This window comes from Nitrospina sp. P1_D6, assembly GCF_052156615.1.
GTDB lineage: Bacteria > Nitrospinota > Nitrospinia > Nitrospinales > Nitrospinaceae > Nitrospina.
In genome coordinates, this window is the sequence record NZ_JBQKUN010000001.1 from 524,228 (window position 1) to 549,457 (window position 25,230).

The following is a 25,230-nucleotide window of genomic DNA, read 5'->3' on the forward strand; positions in this document are numbered from 1 at the left end:
GATGAAAACGAATGTTGTAGCAGGGCGGACGCGGAAGTTAAAGAGGAAATGACCCGGGCCCCCTCCCCTGTTTGCATATCAAGGGCCCGGATCACTCCTCGGTGTCCTCTTTCAAATTGTTCGAAACGCGCTCCGCCTTTTGAAGTAGAAACCTGAGTTCGGAGATGCGGTCCTCTGTGGCATCAAGAAGACCGGACTCCTGCTTGAGATTTTCGATTTTCGCCGTGATGTCACCGGACAGAACGTGCAGTTCGCCCAGACGCTTTTCCAGAGACTCGAATTCGCGCAGGCGGTTTTCGAAAGCTTCCACCTGTTCGCGGCTCTCGCTCGCCGCCCGGGTCAGATCATTGACCTGAGAAAGGGCATCATCCAGATTTTGCCTTTCCGAGTCAAGACGTTCGCGTTCGGATTGAATCTCCGCAATGCGGCCTTCCAGTTGCGCCAGGTTTTCCTGAACCTCGCGCACTTTCGACACCTGACCCGCCACCGATTCCGCCCGCGTTTCCAACTCCGCGAGTTTGTCTTCCAAATGGCGCGACTGTTTCTCCGCGCGGGCAACATGCGCTTCCTTTTCTTCAAGCGTTGCCTGACGCCGCTGGAGATCTTTTAAAATGCGGTCGATGGCGTCCAGCTTCTCATCGGTGGCGGCAACGGCTTTCTGCCGTTCATCGATGGCAGACTGCCTGGAATCGAGACCAGCGAGAGCCGCATCGAGTCCGGCTTTCAACGCATCCATCTTCGCCACCTGGGCCTGCGACGCATCGACTTCCTTCACCCGCTTCTGCAAATCTTTCTCCAGCGTCGTCATGGTGTACACGAGGTGGCTGAGGCGTTTCTCCCGCTCCTCCCATTCGGCCTTCTCGCGGCTGGCGTGCTCGATGCGCGACTCAATGCCGTCGGCCAGTTCTTTCAAACGTGCCAGCCGCCCTTCCATTTCTTCCAGCTGGCCGATCTGACGATTGAGACTGCCGGTTTTGACGTTGGCCTCTTCAATAAAGAATTCGAGGCCATCGATCTTTTTCTCCAGTTTTTCGATCAACCCCTTGCGTTGGAGTTGGTCCTCGAGCTTTTCCTCCATGTTGTGAATCATGGCGGAAAGACCGTTCACCCGTTTTTCAACCTCGTTCAACCAGTCGCGTTTTTCGAGAATGCTATCCAGCCGTTTCGCCGCCTCCTCGCCCAGTTCTTTATTCCTGGTAAAGGTGGATTCAATGGATGCCGCCCCTTTCAACTCCTCGCGGAAGCGTTCAATCCGCCGTTCGGTTTCCTGCGCCGTGTCCTCGAATGATTTAAGGTTCTCGGCAAAGGTGTCGAGCTTCCCCGCTTCGGCTTGCAGGGTTTCGAGCTTGTTTTGAATGGTGGATTCGAGCAGGGTCTGGAGCGAGCCGATTTTCTCCTCCAGCTTGTGAACTTCAGCCTTGTCCTCGTGAAGTTGCACCAGCTGGGTTTTGACCTTGTCGGCCATCGTCTCCAGCTCTTCCATGCGCGCGCCGACTTCACGAATGTGGCCGGCTTTCTCGCTGATTCGGTCGGCTTCGACATGAAGGTCACTGGTCTCTTTCAACAGGCGGTCCACCGTCTCCTGCACGGTTTTGACCTGTTCCCGTTGCGCAAGCACCTTGTCGGTTTGAAGTTTAGCCTGGCTCAACTGCTGCTTCACATCTCCCAGGCTGCGCAGGTAACTGCCCACCACTTCGCGGTCCTTTTTGACCGTAGCGAAACGGTGGTCCAGGTCCCTGACCAGGGATTTGAGATCGCCGACGCGGTCGGACGACTCCTTCATTGTCGTGCGGAAGCGCGTTACTTCTTCCACCTGCCCGCCCGCCTTGTTCAGCAGGGACTCTATCTTGGCAACGCGTTTCTCCGCATCGCGCAGTTTTCCGCTGTCTTCTTTCAGCCTGGTGATCTTGCTTTCCATGTCCCACACCAGCGCGTTCAGCCGTCCGGATTCTTCATTGGCCTTCTCGGCGGTGCGTTTCTGCTGGCTGAGGGACTTGGTTTTCTGCTCCACTTCGTCGTGCAAGGCGCGCACGTTCTTGAGATCCTGTTTGAGTTCCTTGAACTGGACCTCAAGCGTGGAGGCAGTGGACTCGAACTTGCCGATCGACCCCTCCAGCGCCTGCATCTCTTTCAGGCGCTTTTGCAGGGTGTCGAGTTTTTTGAATGTATCGGGGAGGGATTGACTGAATTTTTCGAAATACTGTTTCGTATCGGAGAGTTTGCCGACGTTGTTCTCGAAGTAGTCGAGCAGGAGTTGCAGGTTTTTGCGTTCCTGCGCCGCCGTCTGGAGCAGTCGCGAAAGTTCCGCGGAGTCGGCGGGGCGCCACTCGGAACCGCGGACGTTCGGATCGCGCGGGGAATCTTCGGCTGAATGGTCCGGCATCGGTCAAATCTCCGAGGTGCCGGCCGGGAGCCGGCAATTCGTAAGTATATGTATTTTAATTATTTTTGGAGATTTGTAAAGGCCGGGAAGGATCCAGGAGGAAAAAGTGCGCCTGCCGTGGCGAGGGGGAGGGTCAGCGGATCAGTGCTTCCGCAATCTGCACGGCGTTCAGCGCCGCGCCTTTTCTCAGGTTGTCGGACACCACCCACAGGTTGAGGGCTTTCGGGTTGGCGAGGTCCTTGCGGATGCGTCCCACCATCACCTCGTCACGCCCGGCGGCGTCGATGGCCAGCGGATATTCGTTCTTCTCCGGCGCATCGACCACGCTGACGCCCGGAAAGGCGGACAGCACGCGGCGCACCTCGGCGACGTCGATCTCCTCATCGGTCTCGACGTACACCGACTCCGAATGCGAGTACATCACCGGCACCCTGACCGTGGTCGGCGTGACCTGGATGGTGTCGTCGCCCATGATCTTGCGGGTCTCGTTGACCATCTTCATCTCTTCCTTGGTGTAGCCGTTGTCGAGAAACGTGTCGATGTGCGGCAGGCAGTTGAACGCGATCTGGTGCGGATAGACGTTCTTCACCAGGGGTTCGCAGTTGAGCGCGTTTTTACTCTGGTGCGTCAGTTCGTCGATGGCCTTCTGTCCTGATCCCGACACCGACTGGTAGGTGGAAACGATGACCCGACGCACACGGAATCGGTCGTGCAGGGGTTTCAAGGCCATCACCATCTGGATGGTCGAGCAGTTGGGATTGGCAATGATGCCCGGCCCGCTCTGGATTGCATCGGGGTTGACCTCCGGAACCACCAGCGGAATGCCCGGTTCCATGCGGAACGCACTGCTGTTATCGATGACGACGCACCCCGCCTCCACCGCCTTCGGCCCGAACTGCCGGCTGGTCGAGGCGCCCGCCGAAAACAGCGCGATGTCAATGCCCACGAACGAGTCGTCCTTCAACTCCTGCACGGTGACGGGTTTGCCGTGAAACGGCAGTTCGCTTCCCGCCGAACGGCTCGAAGCCAGCAGGCGCAGTTCCGCCACCGGGAACTTGCGTTCCTCCAGGGTGGCGATCATGGTGCGGCCCACGGCTCCCGTGGCGCCCACCACCGCGACATTGTATGAATCTTTTTTCTGCATTACAGTTTCTTCTCCATTGCCTGCACGACGAGGTCGCCCATCGCCTTGCAACCCACTTCCTTCATGCCGTTCGACATGATGTCTTTCGTACGGTACCCCTCTTCCAGAATCGATTCAACCACGTTTTCGAGCGCTGTGTTGACGTCCTCGCGGTCGAGAGAATACTTGAACATCATGCCCACCGACAGGATGGTTGCGAGCGGGTTGGCCATGTCTTTTCCGGCGATGTCCGGGGCGCTGCCGTGAATCGGTTCGTACATCGCCGTCTTGCCGCCGAGGCTGGCCGACGGCAACATGCCGATGGAGCCGGTGAGCATGCTGGCCTCGTCGCTCAAGATGTCGCCGAACATATTGGTGGTGACAATGACGTCGAACTGCTTGGGATTCCGCACCAGTTGCATGGCGGCGTTGTCCACGTACATGTGCGACAACTCGACCTCGCTGTATTCTTTTTCGTGAACACCGGTCACCACCTCGCGCCACAGGCCGGTGGCTTCCAGCACATTGGCCTTGTCCACGGAACAGACTTTCTTGTCGCGCTTGAGGGCGACGTCGAAGGCAACCTTGGCGATGCGGACGATTTCGCTTTCCGTGTAGACCAGCGTGTTCGTGCCGCGCCGCTCGCCTCCCTGAAGCGCCACCACGCCGCGCGGCTCGCCGAAATAAATGCCGCCGGTGAGTTCCCGCACCACGAGGATGTCGAGCCCTTCCACCACTTCCGGCTTGAGCGTCGAAGCCTCGGTGAGCGCGCGGAACACCTTGGCCGGCCGCAGGTTGGCGAACAGTTGCAGTTCAGAGCGCAGTCCCAGCAGAGCCCGTTCGGGCCGCAGGGAAAAATCGATGGTCTCCCACTTCGGACCGCCCACCGCCCCCAACAGAACCGCATCGGCTTCCTTCGCCGCCTGCAAGGTATCGCCCGGAAGGGGGTGTCCGGTCGCCTCGTATCCCGCGCCGCCAACGGGCTTTTCGTTCAAATTCAATTTGAGGCCGAGGCGCGTCTCCACCACCCGGAGGACCTTCACCGCTTCGGCAGTCACTTCGGGGCCGATGCCATCGCCCGGCAGAACCGCAATCGTGTATTCCTGACTCATACCTGTCGCCACCTTTCAAAAATGAAACGGAGCATTATACCCGAAAACCCGCCAGTGCCGAAAGCCGATCACTTTTTTTTGGATGCCGTGCGACGTCTGGCTTTCGGTTTGTCGTAAAACACCTCAACCAGGCAGAGTCCGCGTGCCGGGGCGGTGGGGCCGGCCTGTCTGCGGTCCCGCGCTTTCAGAATCTCCTGAATGGCGTCGGGTTCGATGCGCCCGTAGCCCACCTCGATCAATGTACCGACGAGATTACGCACCATGTGTTTCAAGAAACCATTGCCATCGACAGAGAACTCGATCCAGTCACCACGTTTTCTGACGGTGAGGTCGAAGACCTCGCGCACCGTGCTTTTGGCCTCGCACCCCGCCCCCTGGAACGATTTGAAATCGTGTTTGCCCACCAGGTGCCGCGCGGCATTGCGCATGGCGACGATTTTCAGCGGCTGGGCGACGTAATGAGCCTGTTTGCAACGCAGGGCGGAGGGGTAGTCCCGGTTGAGCAGGGTGTAGCGATAGATCTTGCGTGTGGCGGATTTGCGCGCGTGAAACCCCGACTCCACCTCTTCCACCGCTTTCACCACAATGTCGTGCGGCAAAAGGCTGTTGAGGGCTTTCAGGAACTGGCGCGGGGTCATCTTCGAGATGGTGTTGAAATGCGCCACCTGCCCTTCCGCATGCACGCCGGAATCGGTGCGCCCGGAGCCGACCACCGGGGTTTTCCTGCCGGTGATGGTCTCCAGCCGTTTCTCCAGCACTTCCTGGATGGTGATCCCGTTTGGCTGGAACTGCCAGCCGTGGTACTGGCTGCCTTCGTATTCGAGGAGGAGTTTGATGCGGCGCATGGGGGGATATTACATGAAAAAAATCGCGACAGTCTCGGACCGTCGCGATTTTTATCCATTTGGCTCCGTCTTGACGAAGCATCCACGTTTATACGTGGATCATGAATGGTTGGGTTTGGCTTTCTGGCGCGGTGGACTCATGGCTCCTCTTGACCCTCCCGATGGATTGGACCATTTCTCACATCACTAATATAGTCCTTCATTACGGCCCCGCAAGAGGGCAAAAGGCTGAAATTCCGAGGGGAAACTAATTCTTTCCAATCGGGGGCAAATTCTATAAGATAGGGGCCATCGGACGCAACAGCCAGATACTCGAATCGATTCAAATCAAAGGAGTTTCAGGATGAAAACGTACAACGACCTGGCTTCTGACGGCGGTTCCAACATTGTGGAACAGGTGGTCAGCCAACAGCAGAAACTGCGCGCCAGGATGGATAAAATAAAGCACAAGGTTTGCCTGATGAGCGGCAAGGGGGGCGTCGGAAAAAGCTCCATCACCGCCAACGTGGCGGCGTGCCTCGCCCAGCGCGGGCACAAGGTGGGGATTCTGGACGCGGACCTCAACGGCCCCAGTGTCGCCAAACTCCTGGGCGTGCCCAACGACGCCAAGTTGAAAGTCGAGGAAGAAGGCGTGCATCCCGGCGAGGGCGCGTTGGGTATCAAGATCATGTCCATGGACATGCTGTTGCCAAGCGCCGATGCTCCCGTCATGTGGACGGAAGACGAAAAAGCCAGCGCCGTCTGGGTGAGCACCATGGAGTCGACCGCCCTGCAGGAACTGTTGCGTGACACCATCTGGGGCGAACTGGATTATCTATTGATCGACATGCCTCCGGGCAGCGACCGTATCGACAACATCCGCGACCTGATTCCGGAACTGGCGGGCGTGGTGGAGATCACCATCCCCTCCCCCATCTCCCAGCACATCGTGTCGAAATCGATCACCAAGAACTCAAAGCTGAAAGTACCGATCATCGGGCTGGTGGAAAACATGGCCACCTACGTGTGCCCGCATTGCAACGAGGAAGGCTCCCTGTTCGAGGGGCAAAACGTCGAGGAGTTGGCCAAAACGAAGGGCATCCCCTTCCTGGGCCGGGTCCCCTTTGACAGCCGGGTTTCGAAGGAGTCCGGGAAAAACAAACTGTTTGTTACCGAGTACCCCGATTCGATCACCGGCAAAGCGCTCGGCGCCGTCGTCGATGGCATCGAGAAATTCATTCAATCGAAATAAAACAAGTTAAGGAGAGGACCCATGAAGTTCCTTTGCATTCCCTGCGACGAGCAGATGGAAACTCAAAAAGATGGTCTCTTGATGACCGATGACAGCAAGAACATCGCTCTCAAGTTCAAATGCAAAAAATGCGGGCATATGATCGCCATGCTGACCAATAAATTTGAAACGGAGTTCGTGAGCAAGCTCGGCGTGGAAGCAGGCGGCGCCTCGGAGTTCGGCAAAACACCGTTCGGCATGGTGGGCAGTTCGCTGGCCGGAGGCAAGGAAGAGCTCAAGAAAGCGGAGCCCAGCGACGAAGGCGATGTCGAGTGGACGCAGGAAGCCAAGGACCGCATCCAGAAGGTCCCCTTCTTCGTGCGCGGCATGGCCAAAAAGACCGTCATCAACTTCGCCAAGTCCAAGGGCATCAAGGTGATTGACGCAGCCCTGATGGACGAGGTGCGCGACAAGGTGGGCATGTAACAACCCGCTCACCGCGAACAAAAAAACAACGGGCCGGCCTGTAAGAGGCCGACCCGTTTTTTATTGCCAATACTTTTTAAACGTAAAAACTCACGCCGCGTTCTGCGACTTGCACTCCCCGCACTGGCACAATCGCCGCAACAATTCATACGGGTAAAGTCCCGTGCTGTGGCCGTCGTTCCAGTCGAACTGCAAAGCATAAAGACCCACCGCCTTGATCGTGAGGGGGCGGATGCTGTCCGGAATCATGCCCGGCTTGATTTTCTTTTCCCCCGTCCATTCGTCGATGCAGTGCGCGCACGGACATTTCTCGCGGAGCAACTTCACCGGATACACCGATTCGTGTCCATCCGGCCAGGTGATTCCCAGCGTGGATTCGTCCACCTGCTTCACATCGCTGGGAGTCATTTCACTCTCTTCCATTTTTTTCTTCGGCTCTTCGCTCATACCCATTCCGGTTTCAGGTTTCTATTGTGCTCAGCTTGAAGACGTCACGCTTTCCAGGCCAGTTCGAAACTGGAATCGATTTTCTTTTCCGCACTCGCCTGGTTGATGCTGATCTGCGCCGCGACTTTTCCCGCCAGTTCCTTATAAGCCAAAGAGGCCGGAGAATCGGGATTGCTCAGGAGGATCGGCACCCCAGAATCGCCCCCGGCAACCACATCCGGGATGAGTGGGATGTCACCCAGGAACGGCACCTTGGAATCGTCGGCCAGCTTCTGCCCGGCGCCGGACTGGAAAATGAAGTGTTTCTTGTCACAACCGTCACAGATGAAGTAGCTCATGTTCTCAATCACACCCAAAACAGGAACCTTCACCTGCCGGAACATCTTGACGCCCTTGTCGGCGTCGATGGCGCTGATCTGCTGGGGGGTGGTGACAATCACCCCGCCGGACAGCGGAGCCCGCTGGGTGAGGGTCAACTGCACATCGCCCGTGCCCGGAGGCAGGTCGATGACCAGGTAATCCAGCTCACCCCACTCCACGTTCTGCAGGAACTGCTGGATGATTCCGCCCAGCATGGGGCCACGCAACATCAGCGGCTGTCCCTCTTCCGTGAGGAAAGCGGCGGAAATGACTTTCAGGTTGTATTTCTCGTGCGGGAAAAACTTGTTGTTGTCGGCCCCTCTGGGCGGTTTGATGGGCATGCCCAGCATTTTCGGAATGCTCGGGCCGTAAATGTCCGCATCCATCAGGCCGACTTTGGCACCACTCAGGCTGAGGGCAATGGCGAGGTTGGTGCTGACGGTGGATTTGCCCACGCCGCCCTTGCCACTGGCCACGGCGATGATGTTTTTCACGCCGGTCAGAATGGGTTGCTGATGCTCGGAAGGCCGCACGTTGGAGGTCATGTTGACCGTGACGTCCTTCACGCCTTCGATTTCACCGACCTTGGTCTGGCATTCGTTTTTCAATTCCTCTTTCACCGGACAGGCGGGAGTGGTCAATTCCACGTCGAACTTCACCTTGCCGTCTTTGGTTTCGAGGTTTTTGACAAACCCAAGGTCCACTATATTCTTATGCAGATCGGGGTCCATGACCGTCTTCAAAGCCCCGATGACTTTTACCTGTAAATCTTGATCCGACATATTTCGCTCCCGGGATGGATCACAAATAGATTGACTTGACGCGTGTCTTTATTCGAGATTTATAAGATTCAAGGCCGCGCCTGACAAGGCGGCCTGAGGGATGGCTTCCGTCAATTCGAAAAAGAAGGGGTCATTTGCCCGCTTCCTTGGTTTTAGGATGGCAAATCCCCAAAAAAAGTTTTCTAAAATACATCATTGCATGGAATATGGGAAATTGAAAACCCATTCTCCCAACCTGCTTCGGGGAGATTTTCCTATTCCCCGCGAAAGAATCGTATAAAAAACCATATTACAATATATAGTGTACATTCGAAAGCAGCGCCCACAACATAATGTATTTTAATCTTTACAAAAGTTGGGCACTGTGTTAGTCATTTTACTTAAGTCATTAATTTTAAAGGGTCTAAAATACCCTTAATGACGCATCCGGTCCCGAGCCCTAATTTAACATTGGGCCCTGTTTCCCATCCTCCTCCATCGTGGACGTAGAGATGATGGACCCCGGACCCGCCCTTCGCAACGGAGGCCGGTCCTCTGGCAAATCACCCTGTTTATCCTTCGGTCATGGCAAACGAAAAAGAATCAGATATCACTCAGGAACTGGAAAACCGGTTTCTCACCTATGCCCTTTCCACCATCGTTTCCCGTTCCCTGCCGGACGTGCGTGATGGATTGAAGCCGATTCACCGCCGCATCCTGTATGCCATGAACGGCATGGGTGTGGGCGCAGAAGCCAAGCCGGTGAAGTCAGCCAAAATCATCGGAGAGGTGCTGGGTAAGTTTCATCCGCACGGCGACACTTCCACCTACGATTCCATGGTGCGAATGGCGCAGGACTTCGCCATGCGCTACCCATTGGTGGACGGCAAGGGCAATTTCGGATCGGTGGACGGCGACTCCCCTGCGGCATACCGTTACACGGAAGGCAAGCTGACGCCCATCACCAGCTACATGCTGGCCGACATCAAGAAGAACACCGTCGAGTTCCGCGCCAACTACGACAACACCCTGCAGGAACCCGTTATCCTGCCATCGAAGGTGCCGAACCTGCTCATCAACGGCTCCTCCGGCATCGCCGTAGGCATGGCGTGCTCCTTTCCCAGCCACAACCTGAAAGAGGTCATGAACGCGCTCATGTCGCTCATCGACGACCGCAATCAGACCACGACGCAGATCATGAAACACATCAAGGGACCCGACTTCCCGACCGGCGGCATTTTGCTCAATTCCAAAACCGAACTGCGCAAGATGTACGAGGAAGGCTCCGGCAACCTGAAGGTGCGCGGCAAATGGACGATGGAAACCCTGGCGCGGGGCAAAACACAGATCGTCATCATCGAAATCCCTTACGGCGTCAACAAGGCGCGGCTGATCGAGAAGATCGCGGAGATCATCATCGCAAAAAAACTGCAGGCTCTCACCGACATCCGCGACGAAAGCGATGAAAACGTGCGCGTGGTGCTGGAGATCAAGTCCGGGAGCGACCCCGAAAAGATCATGGCCTACCTCTTCAAGCACTCGGACCTGGAAAGCGGTTTCCAGATCAACTTCAACTGCCTGAAGCCGAACGGCGAGCCCGAGCGCTTGTCCATAGGCGAGTTGTGCCTGCATTTCCTGGACTTCCGCAAGGACGTGGTGACGCGCCGCATCAAATATGACCTTGAAGTGCTGGAAAAACGGCTGCACATCCTGGACGGCTTCGCAGTCATCTTCAAAGATCTCGACAAGGCACTGAAACTCATCCGGTCGTCCAAGTCCAAGGACGAAGCGGCGACGAAACTCAAAAAGACGTTCAAACTGGACGACGAACAAACGGCGGCCATTCTCGACATCCCGCTCTACCGGCTGGTGTCGATGGAAATCGACAAGATTTTGCAGGAACAAAAGGAAAAGAAAAAGGAACAGAAGCGGCTGAAAGACATCCTGAAATCCGAAAAGAAAATCTGGCAGGAAGTCAAAACCGAATTGAAGGAGATCACGGACAAGTACAGCGACAAACGCCGGACCCAGTTTGGTTCCGATGACGGGGTGGAATTCAACGCTGAGGACTTCATCGAGCATGAGGACGTAGCTTTGGTGATCAGCAAAAACGGCTGGCTCCGCAAGATGAAATCCGTATCCGACCCGGCATCCCTCAAGTACAAGGAAAACGATGGCCTGCTGGAAATGGCGCGTGTCAACACGGCGGACCTGGTCGCCTTCTTCACCTCCCACGGCGTGGTGTATGTGCAAAAGGTCCACGCCCTGCCCTACACCCGCAGTGGATTCGGCGAACCCATTCAGAACCTGTTCAAGTTCGGCGACGGAGAGCGCGTGATCAGGATGCTTCCGTTGCTGTCGCCCCAATCGGTGGAAGCCCGGGAAGCGGCCAGGGGCGAGCAGCAGAGCCTTCCTTTGGATGGCATCGGCCAGGAGGAAGACGCGGAACTGTTGCTGGTGAATTCCGCAGGCTACGGTTTCCGTTTCGCCACCGAAAACCTGGGCGAGACCACCCGCTCCGGCAAGAAGGTGATGACGCTGAAAAACAACGCGCGTCTGATAACGGTCATCCAGACCGCCGGCACCCATGCCTTTCTGCTGACGGAGGCAGGCAAAGGCATGCTGGTGAAGCTGGACCAGATCACGCAGCTGAGCGGGGCGGGCGTGGGTGTCCGCCTCATCAACGTCGGCGACAGCCGGTTCCTCGCCGCGAAATGTGTGAAAAAACGCCAAACGGTGGAACTTCTGCTGGATAGCGGCAAAATCAAAGAACTTAAAATGACGGCGGTGCCGGAATACAACCGTGGGAGCCAGGGCGTGGGTGTGGTCAAACGCGTCAAGGTCGTCCGCATTATGGAAAATTGAATTAGACAATGAGCACATATCAGGCAAAAGACATCCAGGTATTGGAGGGGCTGGAACCGGTCCGCAAACGGCCGGGCATGTACATCGGCTCCACCTCGTCCACAGGACTGCACCATCTCGTGTGGGAAATCCTCGACAACTCCGTCGATGAAGCGCTCAACGGCCACTGCAATCACATAGAGGTCACCATCCACCGCGAGGACGAGATCACCATCAAGGACAACGGCCGCGGCATCCCCGTGGACACGTTCCGCAAAACCAAAAAGAGCGCGATGGAAATCCTGTTCACCACGCTCCATTCAGGCGGAAAATTCCAGGAGGGCAATTATAAAGTGTCCGGCGGTTTGCACGGCGTCGGCATGGCGGTGGTGTGCGCGCTGTCGAAATCCCTCACCGCGACGTCCCGGCGCGACGGCTTCGAGTGGACGCAGAGTTATTCCTGCGGCAAGGCCGAGGGCAAACTGAAAAAAGGCAAAGCCACCCGCAACCGCGGTACAGAAATCACCTTCCGGCCGGATCCGAAAATATTCCCCAAGATCGCGTGGAACGTGAAAGCCATCCTCGAGCAGGCGGAATCGAAGGCATTCCTCAACAAGGGGCTGAAGATCACCGTGCGCGAAAACAAAAACACCCACGTGTTCCAGTACCCGGAAGGCATCAAGGACTTCATCCGCAAGATCACCCCGGCCAACGCGTCGCTCACTCCGGAACCGATGTACGTGGAGAAGGAGGATAAGGAGCTCAGGCTGGAAGTGGCGTTTTTGTGGACTTCGAAAACCGATACGGTGATCCATTCCTATGCCAACGCCATTAAAACCATCGACGGCGGCACCCATGAAAACGGGTTTCGCAACGGCATCACCAAGGCGCTTCGCGCCTACATCGAGCGACGCAACCTGTTACCCAAAGGCGTTTCCGGCATCACCGGAGACGACGTGAAAGAAGGCCTTGTCGCCATCATCAACATCTATTTGCAGGGCGATGTCGAGTTCCAGGGCCAGACCAAGGGGCGACTCAACTCGGACATCACGTCGCAGGTGGACTCCGTGGTGCGTCATTCGCTGGAAGACTTTTTAAACACACACCAGACGCAGGGGGACCTGCTGTCCAACCGGATCATCCTGGCGGCGCAGGCACGCATCGCCTCCCGTCAGGCCAAGGACTCCGTCAACCGCAAATCGAACATCTCGCACCGGCTCAACCTGCCGGGAAAACTTTCCGACTGCTCGTCCACTCTCCGGGATGAGTCCGAATTGTTCATTTGTGAAGGCGATTCCGCCGGCGGCTCCAGCAAACAGGCACGCGACCGCAAAACGCAGGCCATCCTTCCCATTCGCGGCAAAATTCTTAATGTTGAAACCGCGACCAAGGACAAGATCCTTGCCAACCAGGAAATCCAGAACATCGTCTCCGCCCTCGGAACAGGAATCGAACCAAATTACCAGTATGAAAAACTGCGTTATGGAAAAATCATTCTCATGACCGATGCCGATGTGGACGGGGCCCATATCTGCACCCTGCTCCTCACTTTTTTCTACCGTTTCATGCCGCGCCTGATCCACGAAAACCATCTCTACATCGCCCAGCCCCCCTTGTATCGCATCGATGCCGGCAAAAAGACCTTTTACGCTATCGACGACAAGGAAAAGAACAAGATTGTCTCCAAACTGAACGGTGCGAAATACGAAATCGGCCGCTTCAAAGGTCTGGGAGAAATGCCCTCCTCCGACCTCAAAAACACCACCATGGACAAATCCAACCGCACCCTGATCCGCGTCACTATTGCCGATGACAGGAATACCGACGTCACTTTCGACCGTCTGATGGGCAAGGACGCCCAGAACCGCTTCAAGTTCATTAAAGAGAAAGCCGTATTTTTTCAAGACCTCGACATCTGATAATATCCGTCCGCCTTAAAAAAAGTCCTCAAAGCTACCGCAAATGCACGTATTTCCCGACCAATTCGGCACTCCACCCAAAAAATAATTTTAAAACACCTCTAAACCTTGTAAAATTAATGATGTACTACTAGAGTTACACTTAGCGTTAATTTATCAGGTTTCATACCACCTTGAACGATTCGCCTCCGCAAAGAAACCCGAAGGCTCCGGGAAATCCCGCGCAAAAACGGGCCGCCCGCCAGACCGCTCCACAGACGCAGGCCGCTGGCCGTGAGCGCCGTTCCGCAGACAAACTGCGCACTCTGGTCAACAAAATTCTGTCCTCCAACAGCATCACCCGAACCCTGTTTGAATTGATCGGCGAATTCAGGGAACTGTTTGATGCTGACAAGGTGACCGTTTTTGCCATCGACCGGCCCAAACGCCAGTTGTTCTCCCGAAACTTCAAGGACAACCAGGTTGAAGAGATCCGGGTGGATATCTCGCCCAAAAGCCTGGCCGGCTTTGTCGCGGCATCGGGCCGCACCCTGAATGTCCTCAATGCATACGACGGCAAGGAGCTCAGTCGTATTCATCCTGAGTTGACACTCGAAAAATCGTTTGACGAAAAACTGGGATACAAGACGAAGTCGGTATTGGTTGTTGCGCTGCCCCACAACCGCAAGATGATGGGGGTCCTTCAAGTCATCAACAAACGGGGCAAGCCCCACTTCACCGATCAGGATGTCCGGCTGGCAAAGGAACTGGCCAGCACCCTGGGTCATGCCATCGTCAAGATGCAGACCGAGATCATTGATGAAAAAATCCAGGCCACTTCGCACGCCATTCATTCCGCCGGGACACTGGATGAAATCCTGATGGAATTGAAAATGCCGATCCTTCAATTATTCGATTGCAGGCTTGCAGTCATTTATGCTCTCGATCCGGCAAAAAAAGACCTGTTTGCCAAACTGAAGACCGGTGGGGGAGAAAGCGAAGTCCGTTGCGCCCTGGGTCCCGCCACCCTGCCCGGTTGCGTGGCAACGGAGAAACGCGTTCTCAATGTGAAAAACGTGCATGACCAGGTGGAACTGGTGGAATACCACCCTGAGATGGTTTACGAGCGAACCCTTGAAAATTCGCTGGGGGAAAAGGCCAAGAGCATGCTGGTTGCCCCGCTTGTGCACGAAGGCAAGGTGATGGGCGTATTGCAGCTTGCCAACAAGCAGAATGAAATCGCGTTCACCCCACAGGATGAACGGAGCATCAAAACCATCGCGGATTCCCTGGCGCTGGCCATCAAGAACAAGCAGAAACAGAAGATGGCCAAGCCGACCAAGTTCAGCTACCTCATCAACAACGGTATCATCACCCAGGATGAATTGACCAAGGCGATCTCAAAAGCACGTACCAGCGGTGTCGATATCGAGACCATTCTTCTCGACGAATACAAAATCAACCGCAGTGATTTTGGCAAATCCCTGGAGGAGTTTTACAACATTCCTTATTACGGCTATTCTCCGGATATCGTATTGCCACAATCATTGTTCACCGGTCTCAATACCAACTTTCTTCTCAAGAACAACTGGCTTCCCATCGCCAAAGATGAAGAGCAGAACCGGGTTACCATCCTTACCGACAACCCGGCGAACCAGGACAAAATTCAAAGTATCAAACTGATTTTCACCAAGCGGACCCTCGAATTCAAAGTAGGGTTGCGTGCGGACATTCACGACTTTCTCAATGCCACTCCTGAAGACGACAGCCCCGGCGCCATGCCCGCGGATACCGGGGACGTGGACACGCTGCTCAGTGCCCTTCAAAGTGAAAAGGATGTTGAGGTCGATTCGGGGAATGAGGAAGATGAAGTCAGCGCCATCAGCGAAACCGACAGCACCATCGTCAAGCTGGTGAACAAGGTATTGATCGACGCCTACGACAACGGTGTGTCGGATATCCACATCGAGCCGGGCCTCGGAAAAAAGGCCATGCGCATCCGGTTTCGCAAGGACGGTTCCTGCCGTGTGTATCAGGAAATTCCCCCCATGTACCGGCAGGCATTTCTCTCCCGCATCAAGATCATGTCGAAGCTGGATATTGCCGAGCGGCGACTTCCACAGAGCGGCAAGATCAAAATGAAATACGGCAAGAAAGACATCGAGTACCGCGTTGAAACCTGCCCGACGGTGGGTGGAAACGAAGACGCGGTTCTGCGTATCCTTGCCGCCAGCAAACCGATTCCCCTGGAGAACATGAATTTCTCCGACCGCAACCTGAAATTGATTCAGGCGATGGCGTCCAAACCATACGGACTCATCCTGTGCGTCGGGCCGACCGGTTCCGGTAAAACCACCACCCTGCATTCCACTTTGGGTTTCATCAACACCCCGGAAAAAAAGATCTGGACCGCCGAAGACCCGGTGGAAATCACGCAGGACGGCCTCCGCCAGGTGCAGATGCTCAACAAGATCGGACTCGACTTCGCCCGCGCCATGCGTTCGTTTCTGCGCGGCGACCCGGACGTCATCATGGTGGGTGAGATGCGCGACGTGGAGACCTGCGCCGTCGGTCTGGAAGCTTCCCTCACGGGTCACCTGGTGTTCAGCACCCTGCACACCAACTCCGCCCCGGAAACCATCACGCGTCTTCTCGACATGGGCATGAACCCCCTGAACTTTGCCGACGCCCTCCTGCTTATCGTCGCCCAGCGGCTGGTACGCACCCTCTGCAAAAACTGCAAAAAGGAATATCACCCCACCAAGGAAGAATACGACACCCTGGTGAAAGAATATGGCGACCCCGAACTTTTCGCCAAAAACGTCAAAATTCCTTACTCCGATGATCTCATGTTGCAGGGTCCGGAGGGTTGCGAAAAATGCAACAACACCGGGTATGCGGGTCGTACCGGATTGCATGAATGCCTTGAGGGAACAGACGACATCAAACGCATGATCATGAAAAGTTCGCTGGTAGAAGAACTTCGGCAGCAGGCCGTTCAGGATGGAATGACCACCCTGAAGCAGGATGGCATCTGGAAGGTCTTTAAGGGCGATTGTGACCTCAAACAAGTGCTCGCGGTCTGCATTCAGTAGGAACCGTTCCTCTCCCGGAAAACATTGAAGTTATTCGGGAAGGTATTTATACTGTTTTCATCCTAATTCATCGCATGGAGTAATCAGTCCTGACCCGGGTGGTCGAAGACGTCGCGTTGCGAAGTAGCTGTTCCTGTCACTGTTGATTATCTTTATGACGACCGATTCCGCTACCCTGGAAATGAAAGTCCAGGAAATCAGTGCCCAGATCCAGTCATCAGGTGATTTGTGGTCCCTGCTTCCCGGATTGCTGGAAGAATTGAAAGGGTTGTTTCCCAGCGAAGCGGTGGTGCTATACAAATTGGACCGGGCCAACAAGGAACTGGTTTCCTGTCATGAATTGGGTTGCGGAGTTCAAGAGCACCGGTTGCCGTTGAAAAACGATATGCTGGCGGGGCACGCAACACTCAACGGTCGGCCGATTTTATTAAAAAACGTGGGAGAGTTGGGTTCCATACTGGCAATGAACCCCAACTTCAAAATTGGCTCCACCGTTGATGAAGTGCTGGATATCGAAACCCGGTCTTTGATGGTTTTGCCCCTGCCCCACAAGAAAAAGGTTGTGGGGATTGTGGAATTCGTCAACAAGGTCGGACACGGCGGGTTCTCGGAACAGGATTTCAAAATTTCCAAGGAGCTTGCGCCCTACTTGGGATTTTTAGTAACCAAACTGGATGGGAACAGTACCATGACTGCAAGAAATTCCCCGACCATGGATACGCCTGGTTCCAAACCACTCTCCTCTGCCGAACTGCAGGAAAAGCTCGTCAAAATCATCAATGACATCCACTCAGCAAAAAACGTGGATGAAATCCTGATCAGCCTGAAGGACCGCATTCTGGAATTGTTCGATGCGACCCTCATTACAGTTTATGCCGTCGATCCGGTGCGCAACGAAGTTTATTCCAAAGTCAAATCCGGGGAGAAAATCAATGAAATCCGGGTCCCCATTGCTCCACAGAGCATCGCCGGCTGCGTGGCCATGGAACAGAGAATGGTGGTCATTAAGAATGTATACGATGACCGGGAATTAAAAAAGTTTCACCCCGAACTGACGTTCGACAGTTCCTGGGACAAAATTTCAGGTTTCCAGACCAAAAGCATGCTTGTGACGCCCCTCATCCATAAAGACAAAATGATGGGGGTTTTGCAGTTGATCAACAAAAAGAACAACCAGCCTTTTAACGTCATTGACGAAAAAAGCGCCAAGGTCGTCTCCGAAACTCTGGCCCTTGCTTTTTACAACCAGTCGAAATTCGTTCAACAGAAACCCACGAAGTTTTCTTATCTCCTGCAACAGGGCTTGCTGACTGACATCGAACTGAATAAAGCCATCAACCGCGCCCGCAAGGAACAGATGGATATCGAAAACATCCTTCTGGATGAACTCGGTATTTCGAGAAAGGAGCTTGGCAAATCACTGGAAAACTTTTACAAGATCCCGTACATGGGATACGAAGACGGAATGGTCCTGCCCGCAACCATTTTCGAAGGATTGAACCTTAACTTTCTGTCGAAAAATCACTGGGTACCCGTTGAACGCGAAGACGACAAGGTGGTCATCGTTATTGACAACCCCAACAACCTCGATAAAATCCAGAACATCAAGCTCATCTTCGTCAAAAAGAAGATTGAGTTCCGCGTCGGGTTGAAGGCCGACATCCGTGACTTTCTGAATGCCGCCGTGGCGGAGGAGTCGGCCGGGGCTCCCCTGGAAGAAATGTCCACCCTGCTCAACGCGCTGGAAAGTGAAAAAGACACCGAACTGGCTTCAGATGAGGACGAGGATGGAAACGCCATCAGCGAAAGCGACAACACCATCGTCAAGCTGGTGAACAAGATCCTGACCGACGCCTATGACAACGGCGTGTCCGACATACATATCGAACCGGGCATGGGCAAGGACCACATGGTGGTGCGTTTTCGTAAAGACGGAGCCTGCCGCGTATACCAGGAAATCCCACCCATGTACAAATTCGCCATGATGTCCCGCCTCAAAATCATGGCACGTCTGGATATCGCGGAAAAACGCCTGCCCCAGGACGGCAAGATCAAACTCAAATACGGGGGGAGGGAAGTGGAATACCGCCTTGCCACCTGCCCCACTGTGGGCGGCAACGAGGACGCGGTTCTGCGTATCCTTGCCGCCAGCAAACCGATTCCCCTGGAGAACATGAACTTCTCCGACCGCAACCTGAAATTGATTCAGGCGATGGCGGCGAAACCCTATGGCCTGATTCTGGTAGTGGGGCCGACCGGTTCCGGTAAAACCACCACCCTGCACTCCACCCTCGGTTACATCAACACCCCGGAAAAAAAGATCTGGACCGCCGAGGACCCGGTGGAAATCACGCAGAAAGGATTGCGTCAGGTGCAGATGCTCAACAAGATCGGGCTCGATTTTGCCCGCGCCATGCGTTCCTTTCTGCGCGGTGACCCGGACGTCATCATGGTGGGTGAGATGCGCGACGCGGAGACCTGTGCCATCGGTTTGGAAGCGTCCCTAACGGGTCACCTGGTTTTCAGCACCCTGCACACCAACTCCGCACCGGAAACCATCACGCGTCTTCTCGACATGGGCATGAACCCGCTGAACTTTGCCGACGCCCTCCTCCTCATTGCGGCCCAGCGCCTCGTCCGCACGCTTTGCAAAAACTGCAAGGAGGAATACCACCCCACCAAAGAGGAATACGATACGCTTGTGAATGAGTATGGGGATCCGGAACTGTTCGCCAAAAACATCAATATCCCATATTCAGACGATCTCAAACTGTATGGACCCAAGGGCTGCGAGAAGTGCAGCGACACGGGTTATGCGGGGCGGACGGGTCTCCACGAGGTCCTGGAGGGCACGGCGGAAATCAAACGCATGGTCATGAAGCAGGCTCTGGTCGAAGAATTGCGCGACCAGGCCATCAAGGACGGTATGACCACCCTGAAGCAGGACGGCATCTGGAAAATCTTCAAGGGGGATTGCGACCTCAAGCAGGTGCTGGCGGTCTGTATCGTATAAAGGTCAGCAAAGGGTTTTCAGCCACTCCTCTTGAATAGCGAGGGCGCGCTCGATGATTTTGGCGTTGCGAACCTTCTTGTCCCGGATTTTGAACTCTTCCCCCGAAAACAATCCGAAGTTCACATTCATTGGCTGATAATTCCCTTTAGGGGGGCCTTCCGTCACGTAATGCAACAGCGCACCGATGGCGGTTTCTTTCGGCGGCCTTGTGAAGGGGGCGTTGCGTACCCGGCTTAAAGCGCACAGGCCGGCAACCAGGCCCATTGCGCAGGACTCCACATACCCCTCCACCCCCGTGATCTGGCCTGCAAACCACACGTTCGGGTTTTTCCTCAGGCTCAAATCGGCGGACAGCAATTCCGGCGAGTTGATGAACGTATTGCGGTGAATGGCACCGTACCGGAAAAAATCGGCGTTTTCCAATCCGGGGATCATGCGGAAAATGCGGCGTTGCTCAGGATATGTCAGCTTCGTTTGAAACCCGACCAGATTGTAGGCCGTACCCTCTTTGTTTTCCCGCCGCAACTGCACCACCGCATGAAACCTCTCCCCTGTCTCCGGATGATTCAAGCCGACCGGTTTGAGCGGGCCGAAAGCAAGGGTTTTTGGCCCCCGCAATGCCAGTTCCTCCACCGGCATGCACCCTTCGAAGTAAACCGGTTTTTCAAATTCCTTGAGAGGGACTTTCTCCGCCTTGCACAATCCGTCCACCAACTGATCGTACTGCTCCTTGTTCAAGGGACAGTTCAAGTAATCCGCATCGCCCTTGTCATAGCGCGACGCGAAAAACGCTTTGGTCATATCAATGGAGTTGGTGTCCACAATCGGGGAAAGCGCATCGTAAAAATACAGATACCCCTGCCCCAGCAGGGATGAGATGCGGTCCGACAGCGCGGGCGAAGTGAGGGGCCCTGTGGCGATGATAACGGGTCCGTCAAATGGAATGTCCTTCACCTCGTTGCGCTTCAGGGTGATGTTGGGATGCTGTTCCAGCGACTGGGTTATCTCAGCCGAAAACAGGTTGCGGTCAACGGCAAGTGCCGCGCCGGCGGGCACCGCATGCCGGTCGCCTGAACGGATCACAAGCGAGTTGAGTTTGCGCAGTTCCTGTTTGAGTAAAAAGGGAGCGGAGGTGTCCTGGTTGGACCCAAGGGAGTTGCTGCACACCAGTTCGGCGCAGTGGTCGGTTTTGTGAACCGGAGTCTTGAGCTCCGGACGCATTTCGTAAAGAACCACACGGCCGCCCCGCTCGGCGATCTGCCAGGCCGCTTCCGATCCGGCAAGCCCGGCCCCGATGATGGTCACATGCGATGTCATATTTCCCGGTTCTTTTAAACGTTATGCCGCTTCGTCGGACGATTTCTTGAAGCCACAACCGGGGCACACAATGCTTTCGCCTTCATTCTTTTTCCACTTGGTGACCATGTAGGCGTTGTTGCATTTCGGGCAGGCCTCGTCCACCGGCTTGTCCCAGGAAGTGAACTTGCAATTCGGGTATTCACTGCATCCATAAAATGTGCGGCCTTTTTTCGTACGGCGGGGTGAGATGTCACCTTTGCAATCGGGTTCCGGGCACTTGATGCCCAGGCTGATGGGTTTGGTGAACTTGCATTCCGGATATTCCGAACAGGCGAGGAACTTGCCGAAACGGCCCATTTTCATAACCAGGTGCGCACCGCATTTATCGCAGGTGTCGTCTACCTTCTCGGAAACCTTTTTGCCCCCTTCGCCATTGTTGCCACCGATTTCTTTCGTGTTCTTGCATTCCGGGTAGCCGGAACAGGCCATGAATTTGCCGAACCGGCCCCACTTGATGATCATGGGGCTGTTGCACTTCTCGCAAACCTCGTCGGTTTCCTCTACCTGGCTCTTGATATCTTTCATTTTTGCTTCCGCTTCGACCAGGTCTTTTTCGAACGGACCGTAAAACGATTTCAGAGTGTCCACCCACTCGATCTTGCCTTCCTCGATTTGGTCAAGCTGGTCCTCCATCTGCGCCGTGAACTCCTCCGTCATGATATCCGGAAAATTGTCCACCAAGAGTTCCGAGACCAGGTGACCCAACTCCGTCGGCGCCACGCGCTTGTCTTCGTTTCGGATGTAATCGCGGTCTTTGATGGTGCTGATGATGGCGGCATACGTACTGGGCCGGCCGATGCCTTTTTCCTCCAGTGCTTTCACCAGCATCGCCTCGGTGAACCGCGGCGGTGGCTGGGTGAAATGCTGTTCCGGAAGGACCTTCTTCATTTCGAGAACCTCTCCCTTCTTGATATCGGGGAGAATTTTTTCGGTAGACTTCATGCCCGCACCTTCATCGTCCGTGTCCTCTACGTACACCTTCATGAACCCGTCGAACTTGATCACCGAACCGTTGGCGCGAAACAGGTATTTGGCGGTCACCACATCAAACTGGGTGGTATCCAGCACCGCAGGCACCATCTGGCAGGAAAGCGTGCGTGCCCAGATCAGCTCGTACAGGTTGTACATATCCTTCTCGAGGTATTCCTTGATCGACTTTGGCTCCAGCATGATGTTGGTGGGCCGGATCGCCTCGTGAGCCTCCTGCGCCGTTTTCTTGCTCTTGTACACATTCGGCGCCTTGGGCACGTATTCCTTGCCGTACTTGTCCTCGATGAGACGGCGAATGTCCCCGATCGCCTCTTCCGACAACCGCGTCGAGTCGGTACGCATGTAGGAGATCAAACCCACGGTGCCCTCCTTGCCCAGGGCTATCCCTTCGTACAGGCGTTGGGCAAGCATCATGGTTTTCTTCGGAGAGAAATTGAGTTTGCGGGACGCCTCCTGCTGAAGGGTGCTGGTGATGAAGGGAGCGGAAGGGTTGCGTTTCCTTTCCTTTTTGACGATGTCCTCGAGGACGAACTCGCCCTTCTCCACCGCCTTGACAATGGCCTGGGCCTGTTCCTCGTTGCCGATCTCAGCCTTTTTCCCCTCGACCTTGAACAGCTTGGCCTGGAATTCGGGCTCCTTGCTGCCTTCGAGATCGATGGTGATGGTCCAGTATTCTTCGCTCTTGAAGCTCTTGATTTCCTCTTCCCGGTCGCAAATCATCCGAAGCGCCACCGACTGCACACGCCCCGCACTGAGTCCACGCTGAACTTTTTTCCATAGAATGGGACTGATCTTGTAGCCCACAAGACGGTCCAGAATGCGCCGGGCCTGCTGGGCATTCACTTTATTTACATTCAACTCGGTGGGATGCTTGATCGCCTCGGTGACCGCTTTCTTGGTGATCTCGTTAAACATCACGCGGTAAATCTTGCCCTTCGTGATTTTTGAAACCTCGTTGCAGATGTGGTGGGCGATCGCCTCGCCCTCGCGATCCGGGTCGGGTGCGAGGTAGATGTTGTCCGCTTTTTTGGCAGCGGTTTTCAACGCATTGAGGATTTTCCCTTTTCCTCGGATGGTGATGTATTCGGGATTGAAGTTGTTTTCGACATCGACACCCAGCTTTTTTTTCGGCAGGTCTTTAATATGACCCACCGAGGCTTTGACGACGAAGTCCTTCCCGATGATTTTCTTGAGCGTTTCGACTTTCGTGGGTGACTCCACGATGAGCAAGGATTTACCCATAATACCTCAATGCTTCAGGGAAACCGGGCCATGTGCCACAGGCCATCCGTTTGCGTAACCCGGTCTTTCAATTCCAACTGTACAAGTGTAGCCAAAACATCCGCCGCTGGCAAATGACTGCGTTCTATCAGGTCATCAACGTGGTGTTGTTCGTGGCCTATTAATGAAAGTAATAGCTTTTCAAAATCTGTCAATTCAATTCTTTCATCATTAATTTCCCTGGCAGCCATATTTTGTTGCACTTCTTCGGAAAATTCTTCCAGAATGGCGTCGACGCCATCCACCAGTTTCGCACCTTTCTTTATCAGATTGTGTGAACCTTTGCTTTTGGGTGAAAAAATATTCCCGGGCAATGCAAACACTTCCCTGCCTTGCTCCAGTGCAAAATACGCAGTGATCAACGCACCACTCTTTTCTCCTGCCTCGATCACCAATGTCCCCTGCGAAAGGCCACTGATCACCCGGTTGCGGGCAGGAAAGTTGTTTCGATCCGGTTTGGTGGACATGGGAAATTCCGAGATGATTGCCCCGGACTCGGTGATTTTTTCCTTTAGGGCACGATTCTCCGGTGGATACGTGTGTTCCAAGCCACACCCCATTACCGCCAGGGTGACCGCATTTTCCTTAAGGGCTGTTTTATGCACCAGGGTATCGACACCCCGCGCCATGCCGCTGATCAGGCAGGCCCCGCGTTGTGCCAGCTCGCTGCACAACCGTTCGGTTGCAATTTTCCCATAACTCGATACCGCACGGGTGCCCACCACGGCAAAGGGAAAGCTCACGTTATCAAAAAACCGTCCCTTGAAATACAGTACCGGAGGCGGATCGTAAATTGCTTTCAATAGCGGCGGATAGCGCGGGTCCTCCAAAGTGAGCACACGCACTCCGGTGTCCCTCATCAACCGGTATTCCCGGTCCAGATTGCGTTCCAGGTCGAATTTTAGTATTTGCGCCGCGGTTTTTGCACCAATCCCCTCCACCTGCATCAGTTGCTGGCGGGAGGCATTAAATACATTCCTGGGGGATCCCAAACCTTGGACCAGCCGGTGAAACAGCGTCTTGCCGACGCCAAGAACCATGTTCAACGCCACCCAATAGCGCTCCGCCGCAGACACATCGTCATCTGAAAAAAGAGTTTTCACCGAATCCTGAGCGCCTCATTATGGTAGAAACCCGCCATCTACATCCCCTTTTCGTTCTCCCGGGTCACTCGCTTAACCGGTATTACCGGTTGGTACTAAAAACCTCCTTCTCAAACTCCGCAACCGCCTCGTTGAAGTTGTGCAATGCATCATAAAATCCGACCAGAACCCGGGTGTAAATGATGAGGGTTTCGAACAGGTCCTTCTCGTCCCCGATCCCGAAATCATAGTTGGCGACTTCGGTCACCAGAAGCGCGCGCGTCATTCTACGGTTTTTACGGGCAAGATCAAACTGGGAGCGGGCCTGATTGACCCGCACCATGGATTTCTCCAATGCAATTCTTCTCTCAGCAGAAATTTTTTCAAATGGGTTGTTCCCTCCTTCGGCCATTTCACCGTATTCCCGAATCGTGGTGAACGGAAATTTGCGTGGCGACAGGGAATCATCTGCCAATTTGAATTCCGGGTGGATGCGCACACCCATCAATGCCTCAAGGTCGAGCCGTGCCAGTGAAATATCGCTTTCGAACTGGGTGATGTCGTTCAAGGTGCCCGCCAACCCCAGTTTAAGCTTGGTCAGCGCCCCCTGGGTGACGTCCCCTTCTCCCTCCTCGAACTTCCTTTCCGCATTAGTGACGGCTTTCTCAAAGTGGCCCTGCACCTCACGGGAAATCCCGATCTGTTCCTTTCGAACCAGGATCATCTCGTACGCGAGACGCACGCGGTGTTCCAGATCAATAGCTTTTGATTTTTCCAGCTTTCCTGGGTTGGAATGGGCCTGGAGCGTCATATTCACGCATTCCACAACAGGCGGCAGGGTGCTCAAGGGATCTACGTGGACAGACTGGGAAAAAGCAGGAGCCACTCCCACCAGAAAAACCAGTGACACCTGCAGAAATGAAACCTTAAAAAATAAAAAA

16 protein-coding genes are annotated in these 25,230 nt (G+C 54.8%); 6 read left to right on the top strand and 10 right to left on the bottom strand.

Annotation, left to right across the window (positions count from 1 at the left end; all coding sequences use genetic code 11):
- Nucleotides 1–91: 91 nt before the first annotated feature.
- From ACTRXA_RS02480 to truA, 4 genes are all read right to left on the bottom strand, one after another.
- Nucleotides 92–2,383 (bottom strand): hypothetical protein, encoded by a 2,292-nt coding sequence (locus ACTRXA_RS02480; RefSeq protein WP_442425622.1) that lies wholly within the window; start codon nucleotides 2,381–2,383, stop codon nucleotides 92–94.
- Between the two features lie 133 nt (nucleotides 2,384–2,516).
- Entirely contained in the window at nucleotides 2,517–3,527 is a 1,011-nt protein-coding gene (locus tag ACTRXA_RS02485; RefSeq protein WP_442425623.1) for an aspartate-semialdehyde dehydrogenase, read from the bottom strand.
- On the bottom strand, nucleotides 3,527–4,618 hold the full coding sequence (gene leuB / locus ACTRXA_RS02490; RefSeq protein WP_442425624.1) for a 3-isopropylmalate dehydrogenase: 1,092 nt from the start codon (nucleotides 4,616–4,618) through the stop codon (nucleotides 3,527–3,529). The genes ACTRXA_RS02485 and leuB overlap by 1 nt, the downstream gene beginning before the upstream one ends.
- Nucleotides 4,619–4,686: 68 nt before the next feature.
- A complete protein-coding gene (gene truA / locus ACTRXA_RS02495; protein ID WP_442425625.1) occupies nucleotides 4,687–5,463 on the bottom strand; it encodes a tRNA pseudouridine(38-40) synthase TruA in 777 nt (258 codons plus the stop codon).
- Between the two features lie 343 nt (nucleotides 5,464–5,806).
- Here truA and ACTRXA_RS02500 point away from each other — a divergent pair, with 343 nt between their 5' ends.
- Together ACTRXA_RS02500 and ACTRXA_RS02505 are read left to right on the top strand one after the other, a co-directional pair.
- Complete coding sequence (locus ACTRXA_RS02500) at nucleotides 5,807–6,694, top strand: P-loop NTPase (protein WP_442425626.1); 888 nt, start codon at nucleotides 5,807–5,809, stop codon at nucleotides 6,692–6,694.
- A 21-nt stretch (nucleotides 6,695–6,715) separates the two neighbouring features.
- The gene (locus ACTRXA_RS02505; RefSeq protein WP_005010681.1) at nucleotides 6,716–7,159 is read left to right on the top strand and encodes a PCP reductase family protein; all 444 of its coding nucleotides are present in this window, start codon (nucleotides 6,716–6,718) and stop codon (nucleotides 7,157–7,159) included.
- 90 nt (nucleotides 7,160–7,249) lie between these two features.
- Here the strand turns inward: ACTRXA_RS02505 and ACTRXA_RS02510 are convergent, their stop codons facing one another.
- Nucleotides 7,250–7,606 (bottom strand): DUF971 domain-containing protein, encoded by a 357-nt coding sequence (locus ACTRXA_RS02510; protein ID WP_442425627.1) that lies wholly within the window; start codon nucleotides 7,604–7,606, stop codon nucleotides 7,250–7,252.
- Nucleotides 7,607–7,650: 44 nt separating this feature from the next.
- Nucleotides 7,651–8,748, bottom strand: coding sequence for an Mrp/NBP35 family ATP-binding protein (locus ACTRXA_RS02515; protein ID WP_442425628.1), 1,098 nt, complete (start codon nucleotides 8,746–8,748; stop codon nucleotides 7,651–7,653).
- 564 nt (nucleotides 8,749–9,312) lie between these two features.
- On the opposite strand from ACTRXA_RS02515, the gene ACTRXA_RS02520 reads away from it, so the two are divergent.
- From ACTRXA_RS02520 to ACTRXA_RS02535, 4 genes are all read left to right on the top strand, one after another.
- Entirely contained in the window at nucleotides 9,313–11,592 is a 2,280-nt protein-coding gene (locus ACTRXA_RS02520) for a DNA gyrase/topoisomerase IV subunit A (protein WP_442425629.1), read from the top strand.
- Between the two features lie 8 nt (nucleotides 11,593–11,600).
- Complete coding sequence (locus ACTRXA_RS02525) at nucleotides 11,601–13,490, top strand: DNA gyrase/topoisomerase IV subunit B (RefSeq protein ID WP_442425630.1); 1,890 nt, start codon at nucleotides 11,601–11,603, stop codon at nucleotides 13,488–13,490.
- A gap of 173 nt (nucleotides 13,491–13,663) precedes the next feature.
- On the top strand, nucleotides 13,664–16,564 hold the full coding sequence (locus tag ACTRXA_RS02530; protein WP_442425631.1) for an ATPase, T2SS/T4P/T4SS family: 2,901 nt from the start codon (nucleotides 13,664–13,666) through the stop codon (nucleotides 16,562–16,564).
- Nucleotides 16,565–16,718: 154 nt separating this feature from the next.
- Nucleotides 16,719–19,577: an ATPase, T2SS/T4P/T4SS family gene (locus tag ACTRXA_RS02535; RefSeq protein WP_442425632.1), complete on the top strand. Its 2,859-nt coding sequence runs from the start codon at nucleotides 16,719–16,721 to the stop codon at nucleotides 19,575–19,577.
- A gap of 3 nt (nucleotides 19,578–19,580) precedes the next feature.
- Here the strand turns inward: ACTRXA_RS02535 and trmFO are convergent, their stop codons facing one another.
- From trmFO to ACTRXA_RS02555, 4 genes are all read right to left on the bottom strand, one after another.
- Nucleotides 19,581–20,894: a methylenetetrahydrofolate--tRNA-(uracil(54)-C(5))-methyltransferase (FADH(2)-oxidizing) TrmFO gene (trmFO, locus tag ACTRXA_RS02540; protein ID WP_442425633.1), complete on the bottom strand. Its 1,314-nt coding sequence runs from the start codon at nucleotides 20,892–20,894 to the stop codon at nucleotides 19,581–19,583.
- A 21-nt stretch (nucleotides 20,895–20,915) separates the two neighbouring features.
- The gene (gene topA, locus ACTRXA_RS02545; protein ID WP_442425634.1) at nucleotides 20,916–23,168 is read right to left on the bottom strand and encodes a type I DNA topoisomerase; all 2,253 of its coding nucleotides are present in this window, start codon (nucleotides 23,166–23,168) and stop codon (nucleotides 20,916–20,918) included.
- A 14-nt stretch (nucleotides 23,169–23,182) separates the two neighbouring features.
- On the bottom strand, nucleotides 23,183–24,310 hold the full coding sequence (gene dprA, locus ACTRXA_RS02550; RefSeq protein WP_442425635.1) for a DNA-processing protein DprA: 1,128 nt from the start codon (nucleotides 24,308–24,310) through the stop codon (nucleotides 23,183–23,185).
- 82 nt (nucleotides 24,311–24,392) lie between these two features.
- Entirely contained in the window at nucleotides 24,393–25,100 is a 708-nt protein-coding gene (locus ACTRXA_RS02555) for a TolC family protein (RefSeq protein ID WP_442425636.1), read from the bottom strand.
- Nucleotides 25,101–25,230 lie beyond the last annotated feature (130 nt).